17 protein-coding genes and 3 tRNA genes are annotated in these 17,315 nt (G+C 54.1%); 10 read left to right on the top strand and 10 right to left on the bottom strand.

Features of this window, described 5'->3' with window-relative positions:
* Position 1: 1 nt before the first annotated feature.
* From NBA72_RS05050 to pncC, 8 genes are all read right to left on the bottom strand, one after another.
* A tRNA-Arg gene (locus NBA72_RS05050) sits at positions 2-75 on the bottom strand.
* Positions 76-136: 61 nt separating this feature from the next.
* Positions 137-213: transfer RNA gene (locus NBA72_RS05045), tRNA-Arg, on the bottom strand.
* Positions 214-216: 3 nt separating this feature from the next.
* Positions 217-309: transfer RNA gene (locus tag NBA72_RS05040), tRNA-Ser, on the bottom strand.
* Positions 310-612: 303 nt separating this feature from the next.
* On the bottom strand, positions 613-798 hold the full coding sequence (gene csrA / locus NBA72_RS05035) for a carbon storage regulator CsrA (RefSeq protein WP_000906486.1): 186 nt from the start codon (positions 796-798) through the stop codon (positions 613-615).
* A 234-nt stretch (positions 799-1,032) separates the two neighbouring features.
* Positions 1,033-3,663 carry an alanine--tRNA ligase gene (gene alaS / locus NBA72_RS05030; protein WP_042948893.1) on the bottom strand — a complete coding sequence of 877 codons (2,631 nt, stop codon included), beginning with the start codon at positions 3,661-3,663 and terminating at the stop codon, positions 1,033-1,035.
* A gap of 235 nt (positions 3,664-3,898) precedes the next feature.
* Positions 3,899-4,399: a recombination regulator RecX gene (gene recX / locus NBA72_RS05025; RefSeq protein ID WP_020899128.1), complete on the bottom strand. Its 501-nt coding sequence runs from the start codon at positions 4,397-4,399 to the stop codon at positions 3,899-3,901.
* Between the two features lie 116 nt (positions 4,400-4,515).
* On the bottom strand, positions 4,516-5,577 hold the full coding sequence (gene recA, locus NBA72_RS05020; RefSeq protein WP_000963150.1) for a recombinase RecA: 1,062 nt from the start codon (positions 5,575-5,577) through the stop codon (positions 4,516-4,518).
* Positions 5,578-5,661: 84 nt separating this feature from the next.
* On the bottom strand, positions 5,662-6,159 hold the full coding sequence (gene pncC, locus NBA72_RS05015; protein WP_000132239.1) for a nicotinamide-nucleotide amidase: 498 nt from the start codon (positions 6,157-6,159) through the stop codon (positions 5,662-5,664).
* A gap of 195 nt (positions 6,160-6,354) precedes the next feature.
* Here pncC and NBA72_RS05010 point away from each other — a divergent pair, with 195 nt between their 5' ends.
* Positions 6,355-6,600 carry a hypothetical protein gene (locus NBA72_RS05010; protein WP_001519391.1) on the top strand — a complete coding sequence of 82 codons (246 nt, stop codon included), beginning with the start codon at positions 6,355-6,357 and terminating at the stop codon, positions 6,598-6,600.
* A 37-nt stretch (positions 6,601-6,637) separates the two neighbouring features.
* On the opposite strand, the gene mltB is transcribed toward NBA72_RS05010, so the two are convergent.
* Complete coding sequence (gene mltB / locus NBA72_RS05005; protein WP_042948892.1) at positions 6,638-7,717, bottom strand: lytic murein transglycosylase B; 1,080 nt, start codon at positions 7,715-7,717, stop codon at positions 6,638-6,640.
* Positions 7,718-7,970: 253 nt separating this feature from the next.
* On the opposite strand from mltB, the gene srlA reads away from it, so the two are divergent.
* The 7 genes from srlA to gutQ all read left to right on the top strand — a co-directional run bounded on the left by srlA (position 7,971) and on the right by gutQ (position 13,032).
* Entirely contained in the window at positions 7,971-8,534 is a 564-nt protein-coding gene (gene srlA, locus NBA72_RS05000; protein ID WP_000573335.1) for a PTS glucitol/sorbitol transporter subunit IIC, read from the top strand.
* On the top strand, positions 8,531-9,502 hold the full coding sequence (gene srlE / locus NBA72_RS04995) for a PTS glucitol/sorbitol transporter subunit IIB (RefSeq protein ID WP_000199039.1): 972 nt from the start codon (positions 8,531-8,533) through the stop codon (positions 9,500-9,502). Before srlA ends, srlE begins: the two co-directional genes overlap by 4 nt.
* Positions 9,503-9,513: 11 nt before the next feature.
* Positions 9,514-9,876, top strand: coding sequence for a PTS glucitol/sorbitol transporter subunit IIA (gene srlB / locus NBA72_RS04990; protein WP_000111553.1), 363 nt, complete (start codon positions 9,514-9,516; stop codon positions 9,874-9,876).
* 11 nt (positions 9,877-9,887) lie between these two features.
* A complete protein-coding gene (srlD, locus tag NBA72_RS04985; protein ID WP_001077372.1) occupies positions 9,888-10,667 on the top strand; it encodes a sorbitol-6-phosphate dehydrogenase in 780 nt (259 codons plus the stop codon).
* Between the two features lie 76 nt (positions 10,668-10,743).
* Entirely contained in the window at positions 10,744-11,103 is a 360-nt protein-coding gene (gene gutM / locus NBA72_RS04980; protein ID WP_000255198.1) for a transcriptional regulator GutM, read from the top strand.
* 197 nt (positions 11,104-11,300) lie between these two features.
* Positions 11,301-12,074, top strand: coding sequence for a glucitol operon DNA-binding transcriptional repressor SrlR (srlR, locus tag NBA72_RS04975; RefSeq protein WP_000804536.1), 774 nt, complete (start codon positions 11,301-11,303; stop codon positions 12,072-12,074).
* Positions 12,067-13,032 (top strand): arabinose-5-phosphate isomerase GutQ, encoded by a 966-nt coding sequence (gene gutQ / locus NBA72_RS04970; protein WP_001278206.1) that lies wholly within the window; start codon positions 12,067-12,069, stop codon positions 13,030-13,032. The genes srlR and gutQ overlap by 8 nt, the downstream gene beginning before the upstream one ends.
* On the opposite strand, the gene norR is transcribed toward gutQ, so the two are convergent.
* Complete coding sequence (norR, locus tag NBA72_RS04965) at positions 13,029-14,549, bottom strand: nitric oxide reductase transcriptional regulator NorR (protein ID WP_000010808.1); 1,521 nt, start codon at positions 14,547-14,549, stop codon at positions 13,029-13,031. The genes gutQ and norR overlap by 4 nt on opposite strands.
* A 185-nt stretch (positions 14,550-14,734) precedes the next feature.
* On the opposite strand from norR, the gene norV reads away from it, so the two are divergent.
* Both norV and norW read left to right on the top strand, forming a co-directional pair.
* Entirely contained in the window at positions 14,735-16,174 is a 1,440-nt protein-coding gene (norV, locus tag NBA72_RS04960) for an anaerobic nitric oxide reductase flavorubredoxin (RefSeq protein WP_017441154.1), read from the top strand.
* Positions 16,171-17,304, top strand: coding sequence for an NADH:flavorubredoxin reductase NorW (gene norW, locus NBA72_RS04955; RefSeq protein WP_001650475.1), 1,134 nt, complete (start codon positions 16,171-16,173; stop codon positions 17,302-17,304). Before norV ends, norW begins: the two co-directional genes overlap by 4 nt.
* The last annotated feature ends 11 nt before the right edge of the window (positions 17,305-17,315 follow it).

Raw genomic sequence — 17,315 nt, 5'->3', positions numbered from 1 at the left:
GTGCATCCGGGAGGATTCGAACCTCCGACCGCTCGGTTCGTAGCCGAGTACTCTATCCAGCTGAGCTACGGATGCATCGGGAAACTTACTTTACTGCAGATTTTGATACCGCGGGAAAGCCGTATCAAGTAAGAGATGGTGCATCCGGGAGGATTCGAACCTCCGACCGCTCGGTTCGTAGCCGAGTACTCTATCCAGCTGAGCTACGGATGCAAATGGCGGTGAGGCGGGGATTCGAACCCCGGATGCAGCTTTTGACCGCATACTCCCTTAGCAGGGGAGCGCCTTCAGCCTCTCGGCCACCTCACCACACGCCTCTTACGAGTGCTTCGAAGAACTTGTTCTGCTCATCGTCGCTGCGTGGCGCACATATTACTTTCTGGGACTTATAAGTCAAACAATTTTTCCAGAGCTTTTATCGTTTGCACACTTCACGCTCAATTAGTCTGTAAAAAAGCCAAAAAGAGTGTTTTATCAACAGATAATTTGATGACACGCTGGCCGCCAAAAGCGCACCATATCAACAGTGGGGTTGAAAAAAGTCATGAAGGGACAACGAGGGCGAGCGAGAAGAGAGGCTGCGTCTCACCCGAAAAGTGAGACGCGAAAACCTTAGTAACTGGACTGCTGGGATTTTTCAGCCTGGATACGCTGGTAGATCTCTTCACGATGGACAGAAACTTCTTTCGGGGCGTTCACGCCAATACGCACCTGGTTGCCCTTCACCCCTAAAACTGTCACGGTGACCTCATCGCCAATCATGAGGGTCTCACCAACTCGACGAGTCAGAATCAGCATTCTTTGCTCCTTGAAAGATTAAAAGAGTCGGGTCTCTCTGTATCCCGGCATTATCCATCATATAACGCCAAAAAGTAAGCGATGACAAACACCTTAGGTGTAAGCAGTCATGGCATTACATTCTGTTAAACCTAAGTTTAGCCGATATACAAAACTTCAACCTGACTTTATCGTTGTCGATAGCGTTGACGTAAACGCCGCAGCACGGGCTGCGGCGCCAACGAACGCTTATAATTATTGCAATTTTGCGCTGACCCAGCCTTGTACACTGGCTAACGCTGCAGGCAGAGCTGCCGCATCCGTACCACCGGCTTGCGCCATGTCCGGACGACCGCCACCCTTACCGCCCACCTGCTGAGCGACCATACCAATCAATTCCCCTGCTTTAACCCGGTCGGTCACATCCTTCGACACGCCCGCAATCAGAGAAACCTTACCTTCAACAACCGTTGCCAGTACGATAACGGTAGACCCCAGTTGATTTTTCAGATCATCAACCATGGTTCGCAGCATTTTCGGCTCAATACCAGCAAGCTCGCTGACCAGGAGCTTCACGCCGTTGAGATCGACCGCTTTACTGGAAAGATTTGTACTCTCCTGCGCTGCGGCCTGGTCCTTCAACTGCTGCAACTCTTTTTCCAGCTGACGTGTACGTTCCAGTACGGCACGCACTTTGTCGCCCAGATTCTGGCTGTCGCCCTTCAGCAGATGCGCAATATCGTTTAAGCGATCGCTTTGCGCGTGAACGGTGGCCATAGCGCCTTCACCGGTTACCGCCTCAATACGACGAATGCCCGCTGCGGTGCCGGACTCAGAGATAATACGGAATAGACCGATATCACCGGTACGACTGGCGTGAGTACCGCCGCACAGTTCGGTAGAGAAATCGCCCATGCTCAGAACGCGTACACGTTCGTCATATTTCTCGCCAAACAGCGCCATGGCGCCTTTCGCCTTCGCCGCTTCGAGATCCATGATGTTCGTTTCAATCGGCAGGTTGCGACGGATTTGCGCATTCACCAAATCTTCAACCTGACGAATCTCCGACGGCTTCATCGCTTCATTGTGCGAGAAGTCGAAGCGCAGCACTTTATCGCTAACCAGCGAGCCTTTCTGCGCAACGTGTGTCCCAAGCACCTGGCGCAACGCCGCGTGCATCAGGTGCGTGGCGGAGTGGTTCAGACGGATACGTGCGCGGCGCGCTTCATCTACGTCAGCCTGTACCGCATCGCCCACTTTCAGAGCGCCCGCAGACAATTTGCCGAGGTGACCAATCGCCTGACCATATTTTTGCGTGTCGTCCACAGCGAAAGTAAATCCAGCGCCTTTCAGCTCGCCTTTATCACCAACCTGACCGCCTGATTCCGCATAGAATGGGGTCTGATCCAGCACGACAACTGCTTCCTGTCCCGCGTTAATCGCTTCAACCGCTTTACCATCGACAAACAGCGCGGTCACTTTGCCGTTCAGTTCCAGATGGTCATAACCTTTAAATTCAGAAGCGCTATCAACGCGGATCATCGCGTTGTAGTCCGCGCCAAAACCGCTAGCTTCGCGCGCGCGACGGCGTTGCTCTTCCATAGCGGCTTCAAAACCGGCTTCATCGACTTTGATGTTGCGCTCACGGCAGACGTCCGCCGTTAAATCGACCGGGAAACCATAAGTATCATACAGACGGAAAGCGGTTTCGCCGTCCAGGGTATCACCCTGCAATTTCGCCAGTTCTTCATCCAGCAGCGCCAGACCGCGCTCCAGCGTACGGGCGAACTGCTCTTCTTCCGTTTTCAGAACCTGCTCGACCTGCGCCTGCTGACGTTTCAACTCTTCGCCTGCGGAGCCCATTACCTCAATCAGCGGCCCAACCAGCTTGTAGAAGAAGGTCTCTTTCGCGCCCAGCATGTTGCCGTGACGCACCGCGCGACGAATAATGCGACGCAGCACATAGCCACGGTTTTCATTCGACGGCAGCACGCCATCGGCAACCAGGAATGCGCAGGAACGGATGTGGTCGGCGATAACGCGCAGCGATTTATTACCCAGATCGGTGGCGCCGGTGACTTTCGCTACCGCTTCAATCAACGTGCGGAACAGGTCGATGTCATAGTTAGAGTTAACGTGTTGCAGTACCGCGGCAATACGCTCCAGCCCCATACCGGTATCTACAGACGGTTTCGGCAATGGTTCCATAGTCCCGTCAGCCTGACGGTTGAACTGCATAAAGACGATGTTCCAGATCTCAATATAGCGATCGCCGTCTTCTTCCGGGCTTCCCGGAGGGCCGCCCCAGATGTGGTCGCCATGATCGTAGAAGATTTCGGTGCACGGACCGCAGGGACCGGTGTCGCCCATCTGCCAGAAGTTATCCGATGCGTATGGCGCGCCTTTATTGTCGCCGATGCGGATGATACGCTCGCGCGGGATGCCGACTTCTTTTTCCCAGATCTCATAGGCTTCGTCGTCGGTTTCATAAACGGTGACCCATAAACGCTCTTTTGGCAGAGCAAACCAGTTTTCACCGGTCAGTAATTCCCATGCGAACTGAATGGCGTCGTGTTTGAAGTAATCGCCGAAGCTGAAGTTGCCCAGCATTTCGAAGAAAGTATGGTGACGTGCAGTGTATCCGACGTTTTCCAGATCGTTGTGTTTACCCCCCGCGCGTACGCAACGCTGGGAAGTGGTTGCACGGGAATAATTACGTTTATCGAGCCCAAGGAAAACATCCTTGAACTGGTTCATCCCGGCATTGGTAAACAACAGAGTGGGGTCATTGTTAGGCACCAGGGAACTGCTGGCAACTACCTGATGCCCTTTACTATGGAAAAAGTCGAGAAACGCCTGACGGATCTCAGCGGTGCTCTTGCTCATAATTATCCTGAAATCAAGCTACACTTCATCCTTCAGGCCGCCTCTGCGTTGGCTGCGAGTTTCCCGGTCACGCGTTCCCGAGGCTCACTTGCCGCTTTGATGCGGCTTGAATGATTTTGTGTATTTAAGGAATATTCGTCGCAGACGCTGTTCGCCGTTAAGCAACCCGCGTCCAGACGGAAAAAGTGGGAATAAGATAAGTTTTCTTTACCGGGAAGTAAAATCCCGTATGCGCTCAATCTGCAAAATTTCGCCATATTTGCTGGATATCGTCCATCAGATACCCGCGATAGAGCAAAAAGCGCTGTACCTTAACCTTTTCTGAAAAGTTTGAAGGGAGCGGCTCGCCATATTTGCGAACGGCCTGTTCACGTGCCATTTCACTCCAGTCAATTTCACATTCTCGCATCGCTTTTTCAGCCGATTCACGGGAAATGCCTTTCTGATTCAACTCCTGGCGAATACGCGCCGGGCCATAGCCTTTGCGGCTACGACTGGCGATAAAGCGCATCACGAAGCGCTCGTCATCAAGATAGTGATGTTCGTGGCACCAGGCGATCACGCGTTCATAATCGTCTGCCGTCGCATCAATCTCTTCCGGCCCATTTTTGCCCATCACCGGCGCGGAGAGTTTACGCCGTAATTCCTGCTCGCTGTGATCGCGGACAGCAAGAATACGTACCGCACGATCAAGGAGACGAGCATAAGCGGGACGGCGCGATGTGGGTTCACTCATAAAAAACCTTAACAGGGAGAAATGCCAAAAGGGCCGCATAAATGCAGCCCTTGATGGTAATTTAACGTTTTGCTGAATGGCGGCTTCGTTTTGTCCGACCCACCATCACCTGATGATTAAAAATCTTCGTTGGTTTCTGCAACGCCTTCGCTATCGTCAACGGCGAAATCGGGCGTGGCATTCTGATTACTCAACAGTAATTCACGAACCCTTTTCTCGATCTCTTTCGCTGTCGCCGGGTTCTCTTTCAGCCAGGTAGTCGCGTTCGCTTTGCCCTGGCCGATCTTCTCGCCGTTGTAGCTGTACCATGCGCCCGCTTTCTCGATCAGCTTCTCTTTCACGCCCAGGTCAACCAGTTCGCCATAGAAGTTGATGCCTTCACCGTAGAGGATCTGGAACTCGGCCTGCTTAAACGGCGCGGCGATTTTGTTTTTCACCACTTTCACACGCGTTTCGCTACCCACGACATTATCGCCCTCTTTCACCGCGCCAATACGACGGATATCAAGACGAACAGAGGCGTAGAATTTCAGCGCGTTACCGCCGGTGGTGGTTTCCGGGTTACCGAACATCACGCCAATCTTCATACGGATCTGGTTGATGAAAATCAACAGCGTGTTGGACTGTTTCAGGTTCCCCGCCAGCTTACGCATCGCCTGGCTCATCATACGCGCCGCGAGGCCCATGTGAGAGTCGCCAATTTCGCCTTCGATTTCCGCTTTCGGCGTTAGCGCCGCTACGGAGTCGACCACAATGACGTCCACCGCGCCTGAACGCGCCAGCGCGTCACAGATTTCCAGCGCCTGCTCGCCGGTATCCGGCTGAGAGCAGAGCAGGTTATCGATATCGACGCCCAGCTTGCGTGCGTAAACAGGGTCAAGCGCGTGTTCCGCATCGATAAACGCACAGGTTTTACCTTCACGCTGCGCAGCGGCAATCACCTGTAGCGTCAGGGTCGTTTTACCGGAAGATTCCGGCCCGTAAATTTCGACGATACGCCCCATCGGCAGACCGCCCGCACCGAGTGCGATATCCAGTGAAAGCGAACCGGTGGAGATAGTTTCCACATCCATAGAACGGTCTTCACCCAGACGCATGATGGAGCCTTTACCAAATTGCTTTTCAATTTGGCCCAGTGCTGCCGCCAACGCTTTCTGTTTGTTTTCGTCGATAGCCATTATTACTCCTGTCATGCAACTTGGTATTGAACCGGATAGTGAATTCGTACTGTTGAAGCAATTATACTGTATGCTCATACAGTATCAAGTGTTTTGTAGAAATTGTTGCCACAGGGTTTGTAGCGCGTACGTCGTCGCCTGTCGACGCACCGATTCACGGTCGCCGCTGAAGCATTCCCGACGCGTAATCCCTTCTCCGCTGACGCTGGCGAAAGCAAACCACACCGTACCAACCGGCTTTTCTTCACTGCCGCCATCCGGCCCGGCAATCCCGCTAATAGCGACAGCAAAATCGGCGCGAGCGGCCTTCAGCGCCCCGATCGCCATTTCGACCACTACGGGTTCGCTGACCGCGCCATGCTGCGCCAGAGTCTCTTCACGCACGCCAATCATCTGCGCTTTGGCTTCATTACTATAGGTGACAAAGCCGCGTTCAAACCAGGCGGAGCTTCCGGCGATGTCGGTAATGGCTTTCGCCAGCCAGCCGCCGGTACAGGACTCTGCTGTCGTTACGGTCGCCCCGCGCGCTTTTAACGCCAGCCCGACCTGCTCGCTAAGCCGCATCAGTTCACTGTCAGTCATCATGACCTCTGTCAGTTAGAAATCCTGCCGCACAAGATAGCACTTTCTCACCAGAGATGGGGACGAGCAGTCGATTTTACGAGTCGGATTCCGAAAAAATGCCAGCAGGTTATTTATGCAGAATGAAATGAGGTAGCACATGACTAAATAGCAGTACCATGTCGCTAAATTTACACGCACGGAGAGAAAGCAAGGATGTCACTCAAAAAAACGGAAAGCACACAGCACAAACTGAAACAAACCTGTCAACTACGGCTGTGGTTAATTGTGGGTGGAGTATGTTCATTAGGAATGGGAGTACTGAATATATTGTCGTCAGGCTATTTTGAACCGTATGACGGCGGTCAAATTATCTTAGGCCTGGGATGTCTGGGATATAGTCTGGCACTATCAAAGAAGATATCCCACTTGCAGGCAGAGAATCAGCCCAAAAAACCATAATAATAGCGGAGGGGGTGCTCCCCTCCCTAAGCGTAAATTAGCGCACCCGCGCCAGCGCTACCGCCTGGCCCAGTTGCCAAACCGCCATCGCATAATGCGTGCTGTGGTTATATCGGGTAATGGTGTAGAAGTTCGGCAGGCCGTACCAGTACTGGTAGCCCGTACCGATATCCAGACGCAGCAGGCTGACTTCCTGATGATTGCCCAACGATTGCTGCGGCGTTAAGCCTGCGGCGGCAAGCTGAGAGAGGCTGTATTTTGTTTTGAAACCATTCGCCAGTCCCGGCGCCTGACCATTCGCTGGCACCGCAACCGTATCGCCTTTCACCCAACCATGCGCCTTGAAGTAGTTCGCCACACTGCCGATGGCATCTACCGGATCCCACAAGTTAATGTGCCCATCGCCATTGAAATCGACCGCATATTCTTTATAGGAAGACGGCATAAACTGGCCGTAGCCCATCGCGCCCGCAAAGGAACCTTTCAGATTGAGCGGATCGTCTTGCTCATCGCGCGCCATGAGCAGGAAGGTTTCCAGCTCGCCGGAGAAATATTCCGCCCGGCGCGGATAGTTAAATGACAGCGTCGCCAGCGCGTCCAGAATCCGCGTTTTCCCCATGATACGTCCCCAGCGGGTTTCCACGCCGATAATCCCCACGATGATTTCCGGCGGTACGCCGTATACCTGCCAGGCGCGGTTCAGCGCGTCTTCATACTGATTCCAGAACGCGACGCCGTTTTGCACGTTATCCGGCGTAATAAATTGTTTGCGGTAGCGCAGCCAGGCGCCATTTGGTCCGGCGGGCGGCTGAGTGGTCGGCGCTTGTCTGTCCATCAGACGCAGGACGTAATCCAGTCTTTTAGACTGCGAGAGGATCTCCTGCAGCTGCTGACGGTCGAAACCGTGTTTACTGACCATTTTATCAATGAACTGCTGCGCATTAGGGTTGTTGGCGAAGTCGCCGCCCATTTGCATGACGTTATGCTGCGGCTCAAGCAGGAAGCCGCCGGAAGACGTGCCAGTCGTCGCTCGAGTCTCGGAAGATTTTGGCGTGCTGCTACAGGCAGCAAGCAATACGCAAAGTGGAAGTAACGCTACATAACGACGCTTGAACATGAGACATCCATTAAACAAATTCAGCCAGGGAGAAGTATGGTAAAGCATCCCCCGCCGCACAAGGAAGCGGCACAAGAGAATAAATCACCTTTCTCCTCTTTTCAGTTTGTATCCTCTCCCTCGCCCCCACAATCTTTCAACTTAAAATATTTTTCTTTTATTTTGCGATCACAATAACACTTTTGAATCTTTCAACATGATTACAATGAACAGGAAATTAGCAAGAAAACTAAAAACCCTACAGGAGAGAACAATGATCGAAACCATTACACATGGTGCGGAGTGGTTCATCGGGTTATTCCAGAAAGGCGGAGAGGTGTTTACCGGTATGGTGACAGGTATTCTTCCGCTACTGATAAGCCTGCTGGTTATCATGAATGCGCTCATCAATTTTATCGGCCAGCAGCGTATTGAGCGTTTTGCCCAACGCTGCGCCGGAAATCCGCTATCCCGCTACCTGCTTTTACCGTTTATCGGAACGTTTGTTTTTTGTAATCCGATGACCCTGAGCCTGGGACGCTTTATGCCGGAGAAGTACAAGCCGAGCTATTACGCGGCGGCCTCCTATAGCTGTCACTCCATGAACGGTCTGTTTCCGCATATCAATCCCGGCGAACTGTTTGTTTATCTGGGTATCGCCAGCGGACTCACCACGTTAGGGCTTCCTCTCGGCCCGCTCGCGGTGAGCTATCTGCTGGTAGGTCTGGTGACGAACTTCTTCCGCGGTTGGGTCACCGATCTCACCACCGCTATTTTTGAGAAAAAAATGGGGATTCAACTTGAGCAGAAAGTTCATCTGACAGGAGCGGTATCATGACACGGGTTCGTATTGAGAAAGGCGCCGGCGGCTGGGGCGGCCCGCTTGAACTGGACGTTACGCCAGGCAAAAAGATCGTCTATATCACAGCCGGTACGCGCCCGGCGATCGTCGACAAACTGGCGCAACTAACAGGCTGGCAAGCGGTGGACGGCTTTAAAGAAGGCGAACCGCCGGAAGCGGAAATCGGCGCGGCCATTATCGACTGCGGCGGTACGCTGCGCTGCGGTATCTATCCGAAACGCCGGATTCCAACCATTAATATTCACTCGACGGGTAAGTCCGGCCCACTGGCGCAGTATATTGTTGAGGATATTTATGTCTCCGGCGTAAAAGAAGAAAACATTACTCTTGTCGGCGAAACGCCTGCCAGTCCCCAGCCTGCCAAAACGACATTAGGACGTGACTACGACACCAGCAAAAAAATCACCGAGCAGAGCGACGGGCTGCTGGCAAAAGTCGGTATGGGAATGGGCTCCGCCGTGGCGGTACTGTTCCAGTCCGGTCGCGACACCATTGATACGGTCCTGAAAACAATCCTGCCGTTTATGGCGTTCGTTTCGGCGCTGATCGGCATCATTATGGCCTCAGGTCTTGGCGACTGGATCGCCCACGGCCTGGCGCCATTAGCCAGCCATCCACTGGGGCTGGTGACGCTGGCATTGATCTGCTCTTTCCCGCTGCTGTCGCCCTTTCTCGGCCCTGGCGCGGTTATCGCTCAGGTTATTGGCGTTCTGATCGGCGTTCAGATAGGCCTGGGCAATATCCCCCCGCATCTGGCGCTTCCCGCCCTGTTCGCGATTAACGCGCAGGCGGCCTGCGACTTTATCCCGGTCGGCCTGTCACTGGCGGAAGCGAAACAAGACACCGTTCGCGTCGGCGTACCTTCTGTGCTGGTCGGACGCTTCCTGACTGGCGCGCCCACGGTACTTATCGCCTGGTTTGTTTCCGGCTTTATCTATCAATAAGAGGTTCAGACATGAGCGTGATTTATCAAACCACCATCACCCGTATCGGCCAGAGCGCGAAGGAGGCGCTCGGCGAACAGATGCTGATTACGTTTCGGGAAGGCGCGCCGGCGGATATCGAAGAATTTTGCTTCATCCATTGTCATGGCGAACTGACCGGCGCGCTGCAGCCTGGCGCTCGGTGTGAATTGGGCCAACATTGCTATCCGGTCACGGCGGTCGGCAGCGTAGCCGAGCAAAACCTGCGTGAACTGGGGCATATCACTTTGCGCTTCGATGGTCTGCGTGAAGCGGAATTTCCCGGCACCGTACACGTTGCGGGGCCTGTACCGGACGATATCGCGCCGGGCTGTATTTTGACGTTTGTCGCTTAAGGAGAAAAAACATGAATCAAGTTGCCGTTGTCATTGGCGGAGGCCAGACCCTGGGGGCATTCCTTTGCCGTGGGCTTGCAGAAGAAGGATACCGCGTGGCGGTCGTTGATATTCAAAGCGATAAAGCCGCGAATGTCGCCCAGGAAATTAACGCCGATTTTGGCGAAGGTATGGCGTACGGTTTTGGCGCCGACGCCACCAGCGAGCAGAGCGTGCTGGCGCTTTCCCGCGGCGTAGACGAGATTTTCGGGCGCGTCGATCTGCTGGTTTACAGCGCGGGTATCGCCAAAGCGGCGTTTATCAGCGATTTCCAGTTGGGCGATTTTGACCGCTCGCTACAGGTGAATCTGGTAGGCTATTTCCTCTGCGCCCGTGAGTTTTCCCGCCTGATGATCCGCGACGGCATTCAGGGGCGCATTATTCAGATTAACTCTAAATCCGGCAAAGTGGGCAGTAAACACAACTCCGGCTACAGCGCGGCGAAATTCGGCGGCGTGGGGTTAACCCAGTCTCTGGCGCTGGATCTGGCGGAATACGGCATTACCGTACACTCGTTGATGCTCGGCAACCTGTTGAAATCGCCGATGTTCCAGTCACTGCTGCCGCAATACGCCACTAAACTGGGCATTAAGCCCGACGAGGTGGAACAGTATTACATTGATAAAGTACCGCTCAAACGCGGGTGTGATTATCAGGATGTGCTGAACATGCTGCTATTTTATGCCAGCCCGAAAGCGTCTTATTGCACCGGGCAGTCGATCAACGTAACCGGCGGTCAAGTGATGTTCTGACCGTGAATTGCCGGATGGCGCCGTAGGCCGGATAAGACGGTTACGCCGCCATCAGGCAAACCAACAGGAGCACATTATGGTTTCCACTCTGATTACCGTCGCCGTTATCGCCTGGTGTGCGCAGCTGGCGCTGGGCGGCTGGCAGATTTCCCGCTTTAATCGGGCTTTCGATAAACTTAGCCAACAGGGGCGGGTCGGCGTCGGGCGCTCCGGCGGGCGTTTTAAGCCCCGGGTGGTGGTTGCCGTGGCGCTGGATGAACAGCAGCGGGTGACGGACACTTTATTGATGAAAGGCCTTACGGTATTCGCCAGACCGGTTAAAATTGCCGCAATGCAAGGAAAACATTTGCATGAATTACAGCCTGATGTGATCTTTCCCCATGATTCGCTCGCGCAGAATGCACTATCATTGGCGCTTAAACTGAAACATGGGTAATTTCGTTGTGAATGCGTATAGCTTGCGAAATTATCATTTTGCAACCAATACCCTAAATAATTCGAGTTGCAGGAAGGCGGCGACGCAGCGAATCCCAGGAGCGTACATCAGTACGTGACCGGGGTGAGCGAGGAAAGCCAACGCACATGCAGCGTGAAGTATGACGGGTAAATACATAAGTCAGGGTAATCACGCCTATGAAACCTCGTCAGCGTCAGGCCGCGATTCTGGAGCACCTGCAAAAACAGGGAAAATGCTCGGTTGAAGAACTGGCCCAGTACTTTGACACGACAGGCACCACTATCCGTAAAGATCTGGTCATTCTGGAAAATGCCGGAACCGTCATCCGCACCTATGGCGGCGTGGTGTTGAATAAAGAAGAGTCCGATCCGCCTATTGATCACAAAACGCTTATCAACACCCACAAAAAAGCGCTGATAGCCGCAGCCGCTGTGAAATATATCCATGATGGCGATTCCATTATTCTGGACGCCGGAAGTACCGTGTTACAGATGGTGCCGTTGCTTTCGCGTTTTAGCAACATCACGGTGATGACCAACAGCCTCCATATTGTTAACGCGCTATCGGAACTGGACAACGAACAAACTATCCTGATGCCCGGCGGCACCTTCCGTAAAAAATCGGCGTCGTTTCACGGTCAACTGGCGGAAAACGCCTTTGAGCAATTCAGCTTTGATAAACTTTTCATGGGAACTGACGGTATTGACCTGAACGTCGGTGTGACCACGTTCAATGAGGTTTACACCGTCAGTAACGCAATGTGCAATGCAGCACGCGAGGTGATTCTGATGGCGGACTCCTCAAAATTTGGTCGTAAAAGCCCCAATGTGGTGTGCAGTCTGGAAACCGTCGACAAACTGATCACGGACGCGGGGATCGATCCGGCATTTCGTCAGGCGCTGGAAGCAAAAGGGATTGAAGTAATCATAACCGGAGAAAGCAATGAGTGATGCACTACTAAACGCGGGCCGTCAGACCTTAATGCTGGAGCTACAGGAAGCCAGCCGTCTGCCGGAGCGTCTGGGCGATGATTTTGTCCGCGCCGCCAATATCATTATTCACTGTGAAGGCAAAGTGATCGTTTCCGGCATTGGCAAGTCAGGTCATATTGGTAAAAAAATCGCCGCGACGCTTGCCAGTACCGGTACTCCCGCTTTTTTTGTTCATCCGGCGGAAGCACTGCATGGCGATCTGGGGATGATTGAAAGCCGCGACGTGATGTTATTTATCTCCTATTCCGGCGGCGCAAAAGAACTCGACCTCATCATCCCGCGTCTGGAAGATAAATCCGTCGCGCTGCTGGCGATGACCGGTAAACCTCACTCTCCGCTGGGGCGAGCGGCAAAAGCCGTTCTGGATATTTCCGTCGAGCGTGAAGCCTGTCCGATGCATCTGGCGCCGACATCCAGTACCGTCAATACGCTGATGATGGGCGATGCGCTGGCGATGGCGGTCATGCAGGCGCGCGGTTTTAACGAAGAAGATTTCGCCCGTTCGCATCCGGCTGGCGCACTGGGCGCGCGTTTGCTCAATAATGTGCATCACCTGATGCGCCAGGGCGATGCAATACCGCAGGTGATGCTCGCCACCAGCGTGATGGATGCCATGCTGGAACTTAGCCGTACCGGGCTGGGGCTGGTGGCGGTTTGCGATGAGCAACATGTTGTGAAAGGCGTCTTTACCGACGGCGACCTGCGTCGCTGGCTGGTAGGCGGCGGCGCGCTCACCACGCCGGTAAGCGAAGCCATGACGCCCAACGGTATTACGCTCCAGGCGCAAAGCCGCGCCATTGACGCCAAAGAGCTCCTGATGAAACGCAAAATTACCGCCGCGCCAGTGGTCGATGAAAACGGCAAACTCACCGGCGCCATTAACCTACAGGATTTCTACCAGGCGGGGATTATCTAATCCTTCAGTCCCAGACGTTTCGCCAGCCGATGCAGGTTGGCGACGTCGGTTTCCAGCGCCCGCGCGCTGGCCGCCCAGTTATGATTATTTTGCGCCAGCGCCTGGCGAATCATCTCTCGCTGGAAGTTCTCCGTCGATTCGCGCAAATTGCGGCAAGTCGGCAGCGCCAGAAAGCTTTCCGCAGGCGGCGCGGGTAAAACGTCCTCTGACAAGGCAAAATGCTGCGCCTCCAGTATCACCTCATCCCCTGCCCGGGTCGCTCTCGCCAGTACAACCGCACGGTGAATGGCATGTTCCAGCTCCCGGACGTTGCCCGGCCAGCCATAGTTGAGCAAATGGCGGCGCGCGTCGGGACTCAGCACCACGCGGGACAGCCCCAGCCGCAGTCGGCACTGCTCGCAAAAATAGCCCGCCAGCAGCACCACATCATCGCCGCGCTCGCGCAGCGGCGGCACAAAGAGCGGGAAAACGCTCAGGCGATGGAACAGATCGGCGCGAAAACGCCCTGCCAGCACCTCTTCACGCAGGTCACGGTTGGTTGCCGCCAACACCCGCACATCCACGCGCAGGCTACGATCGTCGCCGACGCGCTGAATATCGCCATACTGCAACACGCGAAGTAGCTTGGCCTGTAGCGCCAGCGACAGTTCGCCAATCTCATCCAGAAACAGCGTACCGTTATCCGCCATTTCGAACTTACCGCTACGATTACTGATAGCCCCGGTAAAAGCCCCTTTTACATGACCAAACAACTCGCTCTCCGCCACGCTTTCCGGCAGCGCGGCGCAGTTGAGATAGACCAGCGGATTGACCGCTCTGGGGGAGCCCTGGTGAATAGCTTTCGCCACCAGCTCTTTACCGGTCCCCGTTTCACCGCCGATCAGCACGTTAAGATCGGAGCCCGCCACAATCTCGATCTCTTTTTTCAACTGCGTCATCGCCGGCGACAGGCCGATCATGTGCGTCTCTTTTATCGGTTCAAACACGCCTGACGACCCCGGCAGCATGTTCTGGCTTTCCAGTTGTTCAATTAACAGCGCATTACTCAATGCCCCGGCGGCCAGCGCGGCGACAAGCCGTAGCTCTTCATCGCTAAATACCTCGAACTGCTCCGGCGTCATAGCATCAAGGGTCAGCGCACCGATGAGGTTCTGTCCGGCAAACAGCGGCAGACCAACACAGGCGTGGACTTTCAGGCTTTCCTGTCCGGGAATTAACCCGTCATACGGATCGGGCAAATCGCTATCAGCCGGAAAACGCACCACGTCCCCCGCGCGGGCGATGGCTTCCAGGCGCGGATGCCCTTCCAGGGTAAAACGTCTGCCGAGGACGTCCTGCGCCAGGCCATCAATCGCCAGTGGAATAAATTGTCGTGATTCATAGCGCAGCAGCGCCGAGGCGTCGCACGCCAGCACCTGACGCAGCGTAGTAATCAGCCGCTGAAAACGATCCTGATGCCCAATGCCGCGTTGTAACTCAATGGCGATGCCCGCCAATACCTCCACGGAAAAACTCATGGTTACCTCATTGTCATTTTGACAATCTATAGTGTCATATTGACAGCATCACTTATAGTCTTTTTGACTATACCAAAAATACAAAATTATTATAATTTCATATAAATCAATAAGATGTAAAGTTGGCACACTACCTGCAATAAGCAAAACAACTTTTTGTAAACGTTGAATGAATTGAGGTGGTTATGTCTATTCTGGTTAAAAATAATATTCATTGGGTTGGCCAACGCGACTGGGAAGTACGTGATTTTCACGGCACTGAATACAAAACGCTGCGCGGCAGCAGCTATAACAGCTATCTCATTCGTGAAGAAAAGAATGTGCTGATCGATACCGTCGATCATAAGTTTAGCCGTGAGTTTGTGCAAAATCTGCGCAGTGAAATCGACCTCGCGGACATCGACTACATCATCATTAACCATGCCGAAGAAGACCATGCAGGCGCGCTGACCGAACTGATGGCGCAGATCCCGGACACGCCTATCTACTGTACCGCCAACGCCATTGACTCTATCAACGGCCATCACCATCACCCGGAATGGAATTTTAAGGTGGTGAAAACCGGCGATACGCTGGATATCGGCAACGGCAAGCAGTTGATCTTCGTGGAAACGCCGATGCTGCACTGGCCGGACAGCATGATGACCTATATGACCGGCGACGCGGTGTTATTCAGCAACGACGCCTTTGGTCAGCACTACTGCGACGAGCGCCTGTTCAATGATGAAGTGGACCAAACTGAACTGTTTGAACAATGCCAGCGCTACTACGCCAATATCCTGACGCCGTTCAGCCGTCTGGTAACGCCAAAAATTACCGAAATCCTCGGCTTCAACCTGCCGGTGGATATGATTGCGACCTCACACGGCGTGGTATGGCGCGACAACCCAACGCAAATCGTGGAACTGTATCTGAAATGGGCGGCAGATTATCAGGAAGATCGTATCACTATTTTCTACGATACCATGTCGAACAATACTCGCATGATGGCAGATGCCATCGCGCAGGGTATCAACGAAGTGGACCCCAACGTGGCGGTCAAAATCTTTAACGTCGCCCGCAGCGATAAAAATGAAATATTGACCAATGTCTTCCGTTCGAAAGGCGTGCTGGTCGGCACTTCTACCATGAACAACGTGATGATGCCGAAAATCGCTGGTCTGGTGGAAGAGATGACCGGCCTGCGCTTTCGCAACAAACGCGCCAGCGCCTTCGGTTCTCATGGCTGGAGCGGCGGCGCGGTGGATCGACTGTCCACGCGCTTACAGGATGCCGGTTTTGAAATGTCCCTGAGTCTGAAAGCGAAATGGCGTCCGGATCTGGATGCGCTGGAGTTGTGCCGTCAGCACGGTCGCGACATCGCGCGTCAGTGGGCGCTTGCTCCGCTGCCGGAAACCACACAGAAAACCGCGCCAGTCGAAGAAACCACAACCTGCGCCGCCGCAGACCTCGGCCCCAAAATGCAATGCAGCGTATGCCAGTGGATTTACGACCCTGCGCAGGGGGAGCCGTTGCAGGATGTCGCGCCGGGTACGCCGTGGAGCGACGTGCCGGATAACTTCCTGTGCCCGGAATGTTCATTAGGTAAAGACGTGTTCGACGTACTGGCGACGGAGGCAAAATGAGTCGGGGGATCATCATTATTGGGTCGGGCTTCGCCGCCCGCCAGCTCGTCAAAAATATCCGTAAACAAGATGCGCATGTGCCGTTAACTCTGATTGCGGCGGACAGCATGGATGAGTACAACAAGCCCGATCTCAGCCACGTTATCAGCCAGTCGCAGCGCGCCGATGATCTCACCCGTCAGTTAGCGGGGGAATTTGCTGAACAGTTTAATCTACGACTGTTCCCGCATACCTGGGTTGCTGACATTGATGCCGATGCCCATGTGGTGAAAAGTCAGGATAAGCAGTGGCAGTACGACAAGCTGGTACTGGCGACCGGGGCGACAGCCTTTGTGCCGCCGATTGCAGGACGTGAGTTAATGCTTACTTTGAATAGCCAGCAGGAGTACCGCGCCTGTGAGACACCACTGCGCGACGCGCAGCGAGTGCTGATTGTCGGCGGCGGTCTCATTGGCAGTGAATTAGCGATGGATTTCTGCCGCGCCGGGAAAACGGTAACGCTGATGGATAACGCCGCCAGCCTTCTCGCCTCACTGATGCCACCGGAAGTGAGCAGTCGCTTACAGCATCACCTGACCGATATGGGGGTGCATCTGCTGCTGAAATCGCAGTTGCAAAAACTGGAGAAAACCGAAGCCGGTATCCGCGCTACGCTGGTAAGCCAGCATAGTATTGAGGTCGATGCGGTGATTGCCGCCACCGGCTTACGCCCGGAAACCGCTCTGGCGCGCCGCGCCGGGGTAGCCGTCAACCGCGGCGTCTGCGTGGATAGCTATCTACAGACCAGTCACCCGGATATTTATGCGATCGGCGATTGCGCAGAGATCAACGGTCAGGTGCTGCCCTTCCTGCAACCGATCCAGTTAAGCGCGATGTACCTGGCGAAAAATCTGCTCGGCGGCAACGCGCCGCTGAAGCTACCGGCGATGCTGGTCAAAGTCAAAACGCCGGAACTGCCGCTGCATCTGGCGGGAGAAACTCAGCGCCGCGATTTGAGCTGGCAGATTACCGCAGAATCTGACGGTATGATTGCCAAAGGCATGAGCGGAGAAGGCCAACTACGCGCCTTTGTGGTGAGTGAAGACCGCATGAAAGAGGCCTTTGCACTGCTAAAAACGTTGTCCGTATAAGCCTGTGATGC

Origin of the sequence: Salmonella sp. NW1250, from assembly GCF_051812965.1 — a bacterium.
Classification (GTDB): Bacteria; Pseudomonadota; Gammaproteobacteria; order Enterobacterales; family Enterobacteriaceae; genus Salmonella; species Salmonella enterica.
This window is presented reverse-complemented; position numbering and strand designations above follow the sequence as displayed.